Annotated in this window: 12 protein-coding genes; 7 read left to right on the top strand and 5 right to left on the bottom strand. The window is 72.3% G+C overall.

Going from position 1 to position 12,471, the window contains the following annotated elements; all coding sequences use genetic code 11:
• Positions 1–140: 140 nt before the first annotated feature.
• Entirely contained in the window at positions 141–1,346 is a 1,206-nt protein-coding gene (rocD, locus tag BIU98_RS16085; RefSeq protein ID WP_071279221.1) for an ornithine--oxo-acid transaminase, read from the bottom strand.
• 62 nt (positions 1,347–1,408) lie between these two features.
• A complete protein-coding gene (ddaH, locus tag BIU98_RS16080) occupies positions 1,409–2,299 on the bottom strand; it encodes a dimethylargininase (RefSeq protein ID WP_071278796.1) in 891 nt (296 codons plus the stop codon).
• Positions 2,300–2,515: 216 nt separating this feature from the next.
• On the opposite strand from ddaH, the gene BIU98_RS16075 reads away from it, so the two are divergent.
• Positions 2,516–2,953: an Lrp/AsnC family transcriptional regulator gene (locus BIU98_RS16075; protein ID WP_071278794.1), complete on the top strand. Its 438-nt coding sequence runs from the start codon at positions 2,516–2,518 to the stop codon at positions 2,951–2,953.
• Between the two features lie 18 nt (positions 2,954–2,971).
• On the opposite strand, the gene BIU98_RS16070 is transcribed toward BIU98_RS16075, so the two are convergent.
• A complete protein-coding gene (locus BIU98_RS16070) occupies positions 2,972–3,964 on the bottom strand; it encodes a DUF418 domain-containing protein (RefSeq protein WP_175481393.1) in 993 nt (330 codons plus the stop codon).
• 81 nt (positions 3,965–4,045) lie between these two features.
• On the opposite strand from BIU98_RS16070, the gene BIU98_RS16065 reads away from it, so the two are divergent.
• Genes BIU98_RS16065 through BIU98_RS16055 form a run of 3 tightly spaced genes read left to right on the top strand, consistent with a single transcriptional unit; the run spans position 4,046 to position 6,038 of the window.
• Positions 4,046–4,420, top strand: coding sequence for a hypothetical protein (locus BIU98_RS16065; RefSeq protein WP_071278789.1), 375 nt, complete (start codon positions 4,046–4,048; stop codon positions 4,418–4,420).
• 17 nt (positions 4,421–4,437) lie between these two features.
• Complete coding sequence (locus tag BIU98_RS16060; protein WP_071278787.1) at positions 4,438–5,268, top strand: nitroreductase family protein; 831 nt, start codon at positions 4,438–4,440, stop codon at positions 5,266–5,268.
• Positions 5,265–6,038, top strand: coding sequence for a YqjF family protein (locus tag BIU98_RS16055; RefSeq protein WP_254787970.1), 774 nt, complete (start codon positions 5,265–5,267; stop codon positions 6,036–6,038). Before BIU98_RS16060 ends, BIU98_RS16055 begins: the two co-directional genes overlap by 4 nt.
• A 19-nt stretch (positions 6,039–6,057) precedes the next feature.
• Here the strand turns inward: BIU98_RS16055 and BIU98_RS16050 are convergent, their stop codons facing one another.
• Positions 6,058–6,672 carry a hypothetical protein gene (locus BIU98_RS16050; RefSeq protein WP_071278785.1) on the bottom strand — a complete coding sequence of 205 codons (615 nt, stop codon included), beginning with the start codon at positions 6,670–6,672 and terminating at the stop codon, positions 6,058–6,060.
• Positions 6,673–6,753: 81 nt separating this feature from the next.
• Here BIU98_RS16050 and BIU98_RS16045 point away from each other — a divergent pair, with 81 nt between their 5' ends.
• From BIU98_RS16045 to BIU98_RS16035, 3 genes are all read left to right on the top strand, one after another.
• On the top strand, positions 6,754–7,749 hold the full coding sequence (locus BIU98_RS16045) for an SDR family oxidoreductase (RefSeq protein WP_071278784.1): 996 nt from the start codon (positions 6,754–6,756) through the stop codon (positions 7,747–7,749).
• On the top strand, positions 7,746–8,114 hold the full coding sequence (locus BIU98_RS16040; protein ID WP_071278782.1) for a hypothetical protein: 369 nt from the start codon (positions 7,746–7,748) through the stop codon (positions 8,112–8,114). Before BIU98_RS16045 ends, BIU98_RS16040 begins: the two co-directional genes overlap by 4 nt.
• Before the next feature lie 286 nt (positions 8,115–8,400).
• On the top strand, positions 8,401–8,598 hold the full coding sequence (locus BIU98_RS16035; protein ID WP_071278780.1) for a hypothetical protein: 198 nt from the start codon (positions 8,401–8,403) through the stop codon (positions 8,596–8,598).
• 183 nt (positions 8,599–8,781) lie between these two features.
• On the opposite strand, the gene BIU98_RS16030 is transcribed toward BIU98_RS16035, so the two are convergent.
• Entirely contained in the window at positions 8,782–12,351 is a 3,570-nt protein-coding gene (locus BIU98_RS16030; RefSeq protein ID WP_071278778.1) for a proline dehydrogenase family protein, read from the bottom strand.
• Positions 12,352–12,471: the final 120 nt, after the last annotated feature.

Here is a 12,471-nt window from a genome sequence, read left to right as displayed (position 1 = left end):
GCGGCTGCCTGGCGCGGTTGCGCCAGGTACATCGAGGGAGCAGAAATCGTCGGGACGTTCGGGTCGACTCGACGGTTCCTGCTCCCTCGATGGGCGCCGGGACCCGCGCCGGCCGGGAGGATCGGCGCGTGCCCGGTGGGTCAGCTGCGGTCGCGCAGGACCGCGGCCAGGGCCCCGATCGCCGTGGCGACCTCGTCGTCGGTGACGACGAGCGGCGGGGCGAAGCGGATCGTCGACCCGTGGGTGTCCTTCACGAGGACCCCGCGGGCGGCCATGGCCTTCGCGATCTCCTTGCCGGTGCCGATGGCGGGGTCGATGTCGATGCCCGCCCAGAGTCCGGCGACGCGGTGCGACACCACGCCGTGCCCGACGAGTTCGTCGAGCAGGGCACGCAGGACCGGCTCGCCCGCGAGGGCCCGCTGCTGGAACGTCCCCTCGTCGAGCATCGCGACGACCTCGGCACCGACGGCCGCGGCGAGCGGGTTGCCGCCGAACGTGGAGCCGTGCTCACCCGGACGCAGGACGCCGAGCACCTCGCGCGACCCGACGACCGCGGACACCGGGACGATGCCGCCACCGAGGGCCTTGCCGAGCGTGACGAGGTCGGGCCGGACGCCGACGCGGGACACCGCGAGGGTGTGACCGGTGCGACCGAGGCCGGACTGGATCTCGTCGGCGATGAACAGCGCGCCGAACTCGTCGCAGACCTCGCGGACCGCCGGCAGGTAGTCGGCGGGCGGGATGACCACGCCGCCCTCGCCCTGGATCGGCTCGAGCAGCACGGCGACGACGGACTCGTCCATCGCCGCTCGGAGCGCAGCGGCATCGCCGTACGGCACGGTGCGGAACCCCGGCGTGTACGGGCCGAAGTCGTTGCGCGCGTCGGGGTCGTCGGAGAACGAGATGATCGTCGTCGTGCGGCCGTGGAAGTTCCCGCCGGCGACGATGATCGTGGCCTGCCCCTCCGGCACGCCCTTCGCCCGGTAGCCCCAGGCCCGCGACACCTTGATCGCGGACTCGACGGCCTCGGCACCGGTGTTCATCGGCAGGACCATGTCCGTGCCGGTGAGGGCGGCGAGCGACTCGGCGAACGGGCCGAGGCGGTCGTTGACGAACGCGCGGCTCGTCAGGGTCACCCGGTCGAGCTGCGCCCTGGCAGCGTCGAGCAGCCGCGGGTTGCCGTGGCCGAAGTTCACCGCCGAGTACGCGGCGAGTCCGTCCAGGTAGCGCTTGCCGTCGACGTCCGTCACCCAGGCGCCGTCACCGGAGGCGATGACGACGGGCAGCGGGCTGTAGTTGTGGGCGAGCGCACGGTCCTCGACGGCGAGCGCCGCGGCCGTGTTCATGCCGGTCACGGAGGTGCCTGCGGCCGTCCCGCTGCCCGGCGTGGTGTCCGGTGCGGTGTCCATCAGGACCGCGCGACGGAGTTGCCGGTGCCGACCGGGTGCAGGTCGAGCGTGCAGCACTTCACGCCGCCGCCACCGAGGAGGAGCTCGGACAGGTCGACGCCGATCGGGTTGTAGCCCTTCGCGCGCAGCTGCTCGGCGAACGTGGTCGCACGGGCCGCGATCACGATGTTGTAGCCGTCGGAGTAGGAGTTCAGGCCGAGGATGGCGGCGTCCTCCTCGGTGGCGATGATCGCGTCCGGGAACCGCTCACGGAGGATCGCCAGCGAGGGCTCGTCGAACGCGGACTCGAGGTACGCGATGTTCGAGGTGCCGTCGGCGGTGGGCTCCGGGTCGAGCACGGCGATGGCGGTGTCGAGGTGGTAGAAGCTCGGGTTGATCAGCTTCAGGGTGATGACGTCACGGCCGTAGACACGCGCGATCTCCTCGTGCGAGGTGCTGTCCGAGCGGAAGCCGGTGCCGGCGAGGATGACGTCCCCGACCAGCAGGAAGTCGCCCTCGCCCTCGTTCGTCTCGACGGGCTCGGTGACCTGCAGGCCGGCGGAGCGGAACCAGTCCATGTACGCCGGGCCCTCGGGCTGACGCTGGGGGTACTGGAACTTCGCGCCGTAGGCCACACCGTCGAGCACGAACCCGCCGTTCGCCGCGTAGACCATGTCCGGCAGACCGTCGACGGGGTCGATCAGGTGGATCTCGAAGCCGAGCCCCTGGTAGACGTCGTACAGCTCCTGCCACTGGGCGACGGCCTTGGCGGTGTCCGTCGGGTCCTCGGGGTGCATCCACGGGTTGATCCGGTAGCTGACCGTGTAGAAGTCGGGCTTGCACATGAGGATGGTGCGCTTCGTCGCGGTGCGAGCCGGAGCGGACACGGTGCTGGTTTCGGGGTTCGACACTGGAGTCCTCCTGGGACTTCGGGCCCGAGCCTGCCAGGAACCACCACTGGACCTACCTCGGCGAGATGCAGGCTCACTCACCGGTACCGCGGCGGACCAGGTCGACGCCGAGCATCAGTCTAGGGAGTGCGCTGCGTCCGTCACAGCACCAGATCACGCACGTTTCGTGCGTGCACCCCGACGTGCTCGCAACGACTGCGCGTACGATGACTGCCGATGGACTCGCTCGACCACCGCATCCTGGACCAGCTCCGGGACAACGCCCGTGCCGGCTACGGCGACATCGGGTCGGTCGTCGGGCTCTCGGCCTCGGCCGTCAAGCGCCGCGTGGACCGGCTCGTCGCCGACGGGGTCATCCGCGGGTTCACGATCAAGGTCGACCCCGCGGTCGAGGACCGTGGCACCGAGGCCTGGGTCGAGCTGTACTGCCGCGGCACGGTCTCCCCCGACGAACTCCGCATGCTGCTCGACTCCGTGCCGGAGGTCGTCGACGCCGGCACCGTCACCGGCAGTGCCGACGCCGTGGTGCACATGCGGTCGAAGGACCTGCCGGCGCTTGAGGAAGCGCTCGATCGCGTCCGGCTGGCACCGCAGGTGGACCACACGCGCTCCGCCATCGTGCTGTCCCGCCTGGTCTCGCGCGAGTCCGCGTAGCCCCGACGTCCTCAGAGGTCAGCTGGCCGACCGTACGAACGCCGCAGGCCGCAGCCACGTCGCCGTGCGCCAAACCCACTCGACCGGGCCGTACACGAACCGGGCGAGCCAGAGACGGCTGCCGATCGACTGCAGCACGATGACGACGAGCCCCAGTACGACGACGGGCCAGACCTCGGTCGACATCGAGAAGTCCAGGAGCCGAGCGCCGACCGCGAAGACGATCGCCGCGACGACGTAGTTCGTCAGCGCCATCCGGCCCAGCGGCTCGAAGAACCAGGCGAGTGCGCGTCGGAGCGGCGTCTGCCACAGCAGCGCCAGTCCGGTCGTGTACGCCACCGCCATCACGACACCGGCGACCCCGCCGAGCGTCGAGAACCGCGGGTCACCGCCACCGGCCGCGACCTGCCACCACACCAGCGGGACGCTCATCAGGGCCGAGGCGCCGAAGACCACGGCGGCCGCCGGGCCCGCTGCACCGAGGGCCTTGGGGACGCCGTACGCGGCCAGTCCGGCTCCGAGCAGCATCAGCCCCGGTGTCGCGAGCAGCCCACCGCCGGTGAGGGCGTAGGCCCCGACGGTCAGCACGAGCCCGGCACCGAGCGTCGCCCAGCGCGGTGCCAGCATGACGACCGCCAGGACCAGCAGCCCGGCCACGCCGTACTCGTAGAGCACGTTCCCCGGGTACACGAGCATCAGCACCACGCCGATGAGCACGAGTCCGACGAGCCGCCGCAGCATCACGAGCCACGGCCGCGGGGACCGTGCACGCGCACCGGAGAGCACGAAGAACAGGCTGACCCCGAAGAGCGTGTTGAAGATCGGCACGAAGCGGGTCTGCGTCGTGGCGTACAGCAGGTCGCGCACCGGGTCAGGGGGCAGCGCGGTCTCGTGCGCCCGGACCCATCCCGACCCGACACCGGTGATGTCGATGGCATTGACGAAGAGGATGCCGAAGAGCGCGAACCCACGGAGGACGTCGACGAAGACGAGACGGTCGGGTGCAGTCATGGTCCAATTGTCCCACAACTGGAACATCACACATCAGCTCTCTGCCGTGCGGTGGACAGATGGTCGCGTACCGTCGACGTCATGCGGCGGCAGGACACAGCCAGGAGGCTCGGCGCGGCTCCGGCAGGCCGGGGTCCGGCCCGGCGGCTGGTCAAGGCAGCGGCGCTCGCCTACGTCGCGAACTGTGCCTGGGGCACCGCCGTGGCCGTCCGCGTGATCCGGACGAAGCGCCTGCGGGTCGTGCACCACGGGCTGTTCGTCGTGACCGCTGCCCTGACGGGCGTGGCCGCGACGACACCGCTGTGGACACGGTCACGCGCGGCCCTGTTCCTGCTGCCGGCACTCGTCCCGCTGGCCGTTGCTCCACGGACGGACCCCCGCTCCGGAGCACACTGGCAAGTCGCGGTCGCCGCCGCTCCGTCCTACCTGGGGGCGGTGCTCGCGGGCGGACGCTGACGCCAGGGAGGACAGCAGTGGAGCTCATCGAGGCCATCCGACGCCGACGCACGACGAACGGTGCGTTCCTGCCGGATCCCGTGTCCGAGGAGCACCAGCGGCTCCTGGTCGAGTTGGCCGGCCGGGCTCCGTCGCAGCTGAACAGCCAGCCGTGGCGCTTCGTGCTGGTCGAGGAACGGTCGACGATCGACCAGGTCGCGGCGATCAGCGGGCGGGCGATGACCCGCACGATGTCGGAGGGCACGTTCTTCGAGCGGTACCGGCCCTACTTCCGGTTCAGCCAGGCGGAGATGGACGAGCGCCGTGACGGCATGCTCTTCGACAAGCTCCCGAAGCCGTTGCGCCCGTTCACCGGCCAGGTGTTCACCAAGCGCGGGCAGTTCCTGCTGAACACGCTCCGGGTGCCGCAGACCCTCGGCGAGGAGAACCGGAAGCTCGTGGCCGGGTCGCCGCTGCTGCTCGGCGTGATGCTCGACCGTGCCGAGTACCGGAAGGAAGCGAGGAACGCGTTCTACTCGGTGTTCAGCATGGGTGCGGCGATGGAGAACATCTGGCTCGCGACGACCGAACTCGGCCTCGGCATCCAGTTCGTCTCGTTCCCGATGGAGATCGAGGAGTCGTGGACCGAGGTCGAACAGCTGCTCGAGGTCCCGCCGGAGCTCGAGCTGATGGCCGTGTACCGGATCGGGTACCTGCCGCCCGAACGTCGGCGTCCAGCGATCGACTGGGTGTCGAACGAACGGAAGCGTCCGTCGCAGTACGTGTTCCGAGGGACCTGTGCGACGCCGCAGACCGGGTGGGACGATGCTCCCGTGACCCGCCATCGTGACGACCCGAGCACCCCGTGACCGACAGCCGACCCGTGGGAGCCGTGCCGAGCCTCCAGTCCGTCGCCCCCGGCCTGACGGGCCGTCCCTGGATCTCGCAGGACTGGCTCGACGTCGTCTTCGTGCACTGGCGCGTCGACGTGTCCGCCGTCGCTCCCCTGCTGCCCGCCGGGACGCGGCCCGACACGATGAGCGTCGACGGGGTGGACGACGGCGTGACCACCTGGGTGGGCCTCATCGGGTTCCGGTTCGAGGACACCCGGTTCCCGCTGCTCGGGCCGCTGGGCCGGACCGGGTCGATCGGCGACTTCGTCGAGGTCAACGTGCGCGTCTACACGCTGGACGAACACGGGCAGCACGGGGTGGTGTTCCTGTCGCTCGACGCGGGGAAGCTCCTGCCGACGATCGGCGCCCGCGTGGCCACCGGCCTGCCGTACTGGTGGGCGAACGCCGAGTACCGCTCCGGCGACGGCCGTGTCGGGTATGCGATGCGGCGGCACGGGTCACACCTGCGCTCCCTCGTCGAGGTCGACGTGGGCGAGGCGATCGCGGAGCCGAGCACGCTCGAGACCTTCCTGACGGCACGGTGGGGCATGCACGTGCGACGGGCCGGCGCGACGCGCTACTGGCCGAACGAGCACGAGCCGTGGGCGCTGCACCGAGGGTCGATCGCGACGCTCCGGGACGACCTGATCGGCGCCGCCGGACTGCCGCTCGCGCTGACGTCGCTGGCGCCGGACTCGGTGCTGTACTCCCCCGGTGTCACGACGCGGTTCGGTGCCGGGCGCTGAGCACGCCGAGCGCGCTCGCTCAGTCTGGCGGCGCGGTACGGGCGACACGGAACTGGAGCACGGCGACGACCGCGGCCACGACCGCGACGAGGGTGCCCGGGCCGATCCAGACGGCCTCGCGCGACTCCGGGACGTCCGGCAGGACCACGCCGAGCACCGCAAGGGTCGCTCCGCCCACGGCGAGCGCCGTCGCGCAGACGGCGGCGACGAGCCGGTCGAACCGCGGGACCGAGCGCGCGAGCAGGAAGACCTGCCAGGCCATGAAGAGGCCGCCAGAACCCAGACCGATGAAGTGGCCCCGTGCCAGGCTGCCGAGCGCCAGGATCGTCGCGGTGCCGAACCCGAGGACCACCCCCACCACGTGGAACCGCCAGGAGGCCGCACGCGACTGCTCCCGGTAGGCCGTCCGTCCGGCGACGGCCAGCATGACCGCGCCGGCCGTCACGGCGAAGCCCGACACGGATCCGACGACGACCGAGACCGGGTCGCCGAGTCGCACGGGGACGACGACGAGCACCACGGCGAGGACCGCGGCGAACGCCGGCAGGGGCCAGACCTCCCGCCGCCGAGTCGGCGTCCGCAGGACCCAGGAGGGCGGGGCTTCCTCGATGACGTCGTCCTCGTGGGTGTCCATGCCGCTCAGTCTGCCCGCCGGGCAGCGCGCCCGGGGGACATCGCTGAGTGACGGCGCCGGGGCGTGCGTACAACTGGAGGCATGACACGTGTGGCAGTGGTGACCGGTGGTTCGGCAGGACTCGGACGAGCGACGGTGCGGGAGCTCGCCGCCAAGGGGTGGGACGTGGCCGTGATCGCCCGCGGCCAGGAGGGCGTGGACGCCGCGGCCGCCGAGGTCGTGGCCGCCGGGCAGCGCGGTCTCGCACTCTCCGTGGACGTCGCCGACCGCGAGGCCGTCGAGCGCGCCGCTGACCGCATCGAGGCCGAGCTCGGCCCGATCGACCTCTGGGTGAACGGGGTCATGGTGGGCGTCTTCGGCCGCTTCCTCGACACCGCGCCCGAGGACTTCGAGCGGGCCCTGGACGTGACGTACCTCGGCTTCGTGAACGGCACCCGCGCCGCACTCACGCGCATGGTGCCGCGCGACCACGGCCACGTGATCCAGGTCGGTTCGGCGCTCGGCTTCCGGGGCATCCCGCTGCAGGCCGCGTACTGCGGGGCCAAGCACGCGATCGTCGGGTTCACCGAGTCCGTCGTCTCCGAGCTCATCGAGCAGGGCAGCAAGGTGCAGGTGTCCCGCGTCGACATGCCGGCGCTCAACACGATCCAGTTCAACTGGGTCAAGTCGCAGCTGCCGCACCACCCGCAGCCCGTCGCGCCGATCTACCAGCCCGAGGTCGGTGCCCGCGCCATCGCCGCGACCGCCGAGCGGCCCCGCCGCCGCACCTGGGTCGGCGAGTCCACCGTCTACACGATCCTCGGCAACCGGATCAGCGGGCGCTTCGCCGACTGGTACGCCGCGAAGACCCTGGTCTCCGGGCAGCAGATCGCCTCGAAGGACGGCCAGTCGCTGCCGTCGAACCTCTACGACCCCGTCGAGGGCGACCACGGCGCACACGGTGTGTTCGACGAGAACGCGCACGCCTGGTCGCCGCAGACCTGGTGGGTGGAGAACCGTCGTCTCGGCAACGGGATCATCGGCGCAGCGCTCGGCATCGCCGGTGCGGTCGCCGTCGCAGCGGGACGCCGACGATGAGCCGCCAGCGCGCGGTCCGCGCCGCACTCGTGCAGCGTCAGACCGTCGCCGAGGGCGTCCGCGCCGGGCTCGGGGTCGAACACCTCGCCAGCGCCCGACGTGGGGTCGACGCCACGAGCGGGACGGCCGCGTTCCACCGTGTCCTCGGGGTGCGCCACCTGGTGCAGGCCGCGCTGCTCCTCCGGGCCGGTTCCGGCAACGCACACACCCTCGGTGCCGCGATCGATGCCGGACACGCGGTCACGATGCTGCCGTTGATGCTGCTCGGCGGCCGGTGGGGTCGGATCGGCAGGCGCCAGTTCTGGCTGGCGACGGGCCTGGCCGTGGCTGAGATCGCCCTCGTGGGGACCGGCCGGAAGCGCTGACCCAGACCCGGTCGAGGCGGGGTCGGACCCCGGTCGAGACCCGGTCGAGGCCGGGTCGAGCAAGGGCGCCCCGGCCCCGGGCGCAGGGACGCTCCAGAGGGACCGGAGCGTCGATGCTTCGTGCGAACCTGCGGCAGTCAGGGGAACCGCCGATCGGGTGTGGCTCGCTGGGGACGACACTAGCCGGTCCACCGAAAGGGGGACAGAGGAGCTGTCTCCCCCAGTTCGAGGCACAGACCGGACAGACCCACGAGCACGCACGGGAACCGCGCGTAGCGTCCCGATCATGAGTGACAACGAGCAGACCGAACCCGTCATGGACGGCGCCACGGACGCGACCAACCACGAGAAGCTGTCCGGCCTGATCGAGCAGGTGAACCACGACCACGGGTCCGAGGGTGCCGCGTCGATGGCCGACCACCTGCGCGACCGCATGGACGAGACCGGCGTCGAGGCCGAGGACGAGGGCGACACCGAGGACTGACCCGTTCTCGTTCGGATGTCTGACCGATCCGGTCGGCGGGACTCGCGTTCCGCCGACCGGATCCGTCATCTCCGCCGAGCGGGATCAGCGTCCCGTCCCGCTGCACAGGACCAGGACCAGGACCAGGACCAGGACCAGCCTGGAGGCCCTGGTCGCGTCCGCAACGAACGCGGACCTGGCAGGTCAGATGCGCAGGGCGGCGAACCGGGGGTCGATCGACCCGAAGCGGTGCGTGGTGATCGACACCGACTGCTCGCGGAGGTACGGCAGCATCTCGATCAGGCCGGCCTCGACGACCGGTGCGTCGAAGATCGCGACGTCGATGCTGGCGCCGAGCGCCTCCTCGAGCGCCAGTGCGTCCCCGCCGATCAGCCGGATGCGCGCCCCCGGGCCGCCGAACGCGGTGTGCTTCGGCTGCTCGCGCGACTGCGCCAGCACCATGTCGATGGCGTCCTCCGGCTCTTCGGTCGGGTTCGACCAGTTGTCGCGGAACACCGCGCCCGACTCCGCACGGGCGAGGAACTCCTCGTCCGACTCGACGAGGTGGTCGACGACGTCGAGCGGCGGCCGGTTGGCGGCGAAGAGCTGCGTGAGGGGACCAGGCAGCGGGCGGGCCGTGCTCAGGAGGACGTGTGCACGAGCGGCGGTCGCGGCGACGAGCGCCCGGACGAAGTCCCCGCTGGAGGCCGACTCCGCCTGGCGCAGGATCACGGACTGGGGCCGGTAGCGGAGGACGTTCCGCTCGACGCCGAGCCCGGCGGTGTCCCGCGCGGTTCCGAACCGGGCCTTGCGCGCCCGCACGTCACTGAGTGCGCCTGCCCGGACCTGGTCGAACTCCTCGAACCGCAGCCCGCTGCGGGCGGCCTCGATCACGGCGGCGACCCGCGCCGGCAACCCGTGCAGCTGGATGCTCTGGTGCACCGTCCGGGGCACCGGCTCCCAGCGCCCGAGCGAGGCGACGTACGACGGCCCGCCGGGCTTCGTGCCGGGGCCGACCGCGGACCGCTTCCAGCCACCGGGCGGCTGGCGTCGGACGACCGATCCCGTGGTGGCGCGGTTGACGACGAGGTCGCCGGCCCGGACACGGTGCAGCCAGTCGGAGACCTCGTCGACGTCGAGGGAGTGGAGCCCGGCGCTGAGGCCGAAGTCCGTGCCGTTCTGGATCGCGATCGCGTCCCCGAGCGTCTCGGCGCGCATGATGCCGAGCACCGGCACGCCGTACTCGGTCTGGTGGAAGTCGCTGCCCGGTCGGACACCGTCGCGGATGCCCGGGGACCAGAGCCGACCGGAGTCGTCGAGCGCCTCTGGCTGCACGAGCCAGGTCTCCCCCGGGCCGAGCTCGGTGAGCCCGCGCAGTGCGGCACCGGCCGGTTCGTGGACGAGCGGGCCCATCTGCGCCGCGGGGTCGTCCGGCCAGGCCACCCGGAGGGAGCGCGTGGCGTCGACGAGCTGACGGCGGAAGCGCTCGCTCTCGCCGACGGAACCTACCAGTACCACGAGGGACGCCGCCGTCCGCTGCTGCCCGGCCCGCCCGAACGCGGAGCGGACGACGTCCTGCACGGCGAGGTCGAAGTCCGCCGAGGGGGTGACCACGATCGCGTTCTTGCCGGTCGTGTCCGCGGTGAGCGGGAGTCCGGCGCGCCACCACGTGAAGGACCTCGCCGTCTCGGTGGAGCCCGTGAGCAGGATGCGGTCGACGGCCCGGTGCGCGATGAGCTGGCGCCCGAGGACGTCCTCGTCGAGGTCCATGAGCTGCAGGAGCGAGTGCGGCACCCCGGCGTCCCACAGCACGTCGGCCAGGACGGCCCCGGTCCGCTTGGCCTCGGGCGCCGGCTTCAGCAGCACGCCGCTGCCCGCGGCGAGCGCGGCGAGCACCCCGCCGGCGGTGGCCGCGATCGGGGAGTCCCACGAGGGCGCGACGACGGTCAGGCGCGGGGGCACGAAGGCCGCGTCGGTGACCTCCAGCAGTCCGCGGGCCTGCTCGGCGGCGATGTGCGCGTGGTCGACCGCCTGGCTGACCTCGGCGTCGGCCTCGGTGAGGGTGGCAGCGGTCTCCGCGACGGCGGCCTCGACCAGATCGGCGCGACGGGTCTCGAGCTCGTGGGCGATCAGGTCGAGGAGTTCGGCGCGGTCGACCGGGTCCTGCCGCCCCCAGTTGACGCCGGCCTGCGCGGTGCTGCGGATGATCCGCTCGAGCTTGGTGCGGTCGAGCACCCGGGAGCCGCGGATGGTCTGCGCCCCGGCCTTCGACGCCGGCACGCGACGCAACACGTCGGCGGCCCAGGCCCGGTTGGCAGGGACCGTCGGGTCGGTGTCCGAGGTGGTCGTCGACACGGCCGGGACGGGCTCGCCCAGGGCACGACGGCGGTCCTGCGTGCGGTGCGTCGCCGCCACGGGGGCGTCGAGCGCGGCGACGGCGCTGAGCCAGCGCTGGTGCTCCCGCTCGAAGGCGGCCTGGTCGTGGTCGATCTCGAAGGCACTGGCGGCGGAGCCCTGCGGGTCGGCGTTCTGCTGCAGCCGTCGGGCGAGGTAGCCGATCGCCGAGCGGAACTCGTCGGGGTGGACGACCGGGGTGGACAGCACGATCCGCCCGACGTCGGCACGGACGGCGTCGGCGTGCGTCGCGGTCATGCCGAGCTGCATCTCGACCTCCACCGCGTCGGTCACCCCGCGCCGTTCGGCGAGCACCCACGCGGTCGCGACGGCGAAGAGGTCCTGCGTGGCGACCCCGACGTGCACGGCGTCGGTGCGCTCCGGGGTGAGCGCGGTGTCGAGCAGCCGCAGGGCCGCGGTGGTGGTCTCGGTCGACGTGCCCCAGGTCGCGAGCGGCCGGTCGTGCAGCAGTGCGTCGACGCGCTCGGTCGCCAGCGAGGCGCCCTCGGTCAGCCGGACGGTGATCGGCGCTCCGCCGCGGGCCCGGCGGGCGACGGCCCACTCGGTCAGGGACTCCAGCACACCGGCGGTGTCGGGCAGGGCGGCCTGCAGCATGACGCCGGCGGGCAGCCCGAGGAACTCGTCACGGTCGAGCAGCTGGCGGAAGGCGGCGACGGTCACGTCGAGGTCGTGGTGGTCCTCGGTGTCGAGCGTCACGAACGTGGTCGGACGGCCCTCGGTGCCCGGGGTCGACGCCGCGAGCCGGAACAGCGGCTCGAGCCGGTCGGCGATGCGCTCCACGGTCTGGTCGAACGCCCAGAGGGACATCTGCGGCACGACGGTGCTCGCCGAGACGGTCACGCGGTCGACGTCGTCGCGCCGGACGAGGTCCATGGTGCGCTGCAGCTGTCGGTCACTCCCCGCGACCCCGAGCACCGTCTCCCCGAGGAGGTGGACGTCGAGCACGGTCGCGCCGCCAGCGACCTTCGCGAGGGCCGGTCCGAGCTTGGCCGGCGTCGCGTCGACGACGAGGTGCCCGGCCATCCGGCGCAGGATCCGGCGGGCGGTGGGGACGACGGCCCACGGCGCCATCGTCGCGAAGCCGCCGCCGAGCGTCACGGCACCGCGGAGGTACCACGCGAGCTCGTCGGGGACGTCCTGGCTGATCTCCTCGAGCTGCCGAGCGGCGACCCGCGGGTCCTCTGGTCGGACGACCCGGTCGACGAACCCGAGCGTGAAGTCGAGGCCCTGCTCGTCGCGCAGGACCGCCGCCAGCCGCGCCGCACCCGGGTCGGGCTTCACGTCGGCGGACGCGGCGACCCACCGCCGCACGAGGGCGACGACGTCGTCGGTGCAGTCCTGGAGTCGAGCGGTCGCCATGGATCGATCGTATGGGGACCCACCGGCATGACCTCGGAGCGCGCCGGACGACGGCGAAGAGTCAGCTGAGCGTCATCCCGACGGATGATCCGGTGGGGCGACCCGGACGGCCTGCCCACG

Source organism: Curtobacterium sp. MMLR14_010 (assembly GCF_001865015.1).
Lineage (GTDB): Bacteria > Actinomycetota > Actinomycetes > Actinomycetales > Microbacteriaceae > Curtobacterium.
This window is presented reverse-complemented; position numbering and strand designations above follow the sequence as displayed.

Coding starts and splice junctions, on each gene's coding strand:
- BIU98_RS16035 (WP_071278780.1), top strand. CDS start 8,401: ATGAGTGACAACGAGCAGACCGAACCCGTCATGGACGGCGCCACGGAC.
- rocD (WP_071279221.1), bottom strand. CDS start 1,346: ATGAACACGGCCGCGGCGCTCGCCGTCGAGGACCGTGCGCTCGCCCAC.
- BIU98_RS16045 (WP_071278784.1), top strand. CDS start 6,754: ATGACACGTGTGGCAGTGGTGACCGGTGGTTCGGCAGGACTCGGACGA.
- BIU98_RS16070 (WP_175481393.1), bottom strand. CDS start 3,964: ATGACTGCACCCGACCGTCTCGTCTTCGTCGACGTCCTCCGTGGGTTC.
- BIU98_RS16040 (WP_071278782.1), top strand. CDS start 7,746: ATGAGCCGCCAGCGCGCGGTCCGCGCCGCACTCGTGCAGCGTCAGACC.
- BIU98_RS16050 (WP_071278785.1), bottom strand. CDS start 6,672: ATGGACACCCACGAGGACGACGTCATCGAGGAAGCCCCGCCCTCCTGG.
- BIU98_RS16075 (WP_071278794.1), top strand. CDS start 2,516: ATGGACTCGCTCGACCACCGCATCCTGGACCAGCTCCGGGACAACGCC.
- BIU98_RS16065 (WP_071278789.1), top strand. CDS start 4,046: ATGCGGCGGCAGGACACAGCCAGGAGGCTCGGCGCGGCTCCGGCAGGC.
- BIU98_RS16030 (WP_071278778.1), bottom strand. CDS start 12,351: ATGGCGACCGCTCGACTCCAGGACTGCACCGACGACGTCGTCGCCCTC.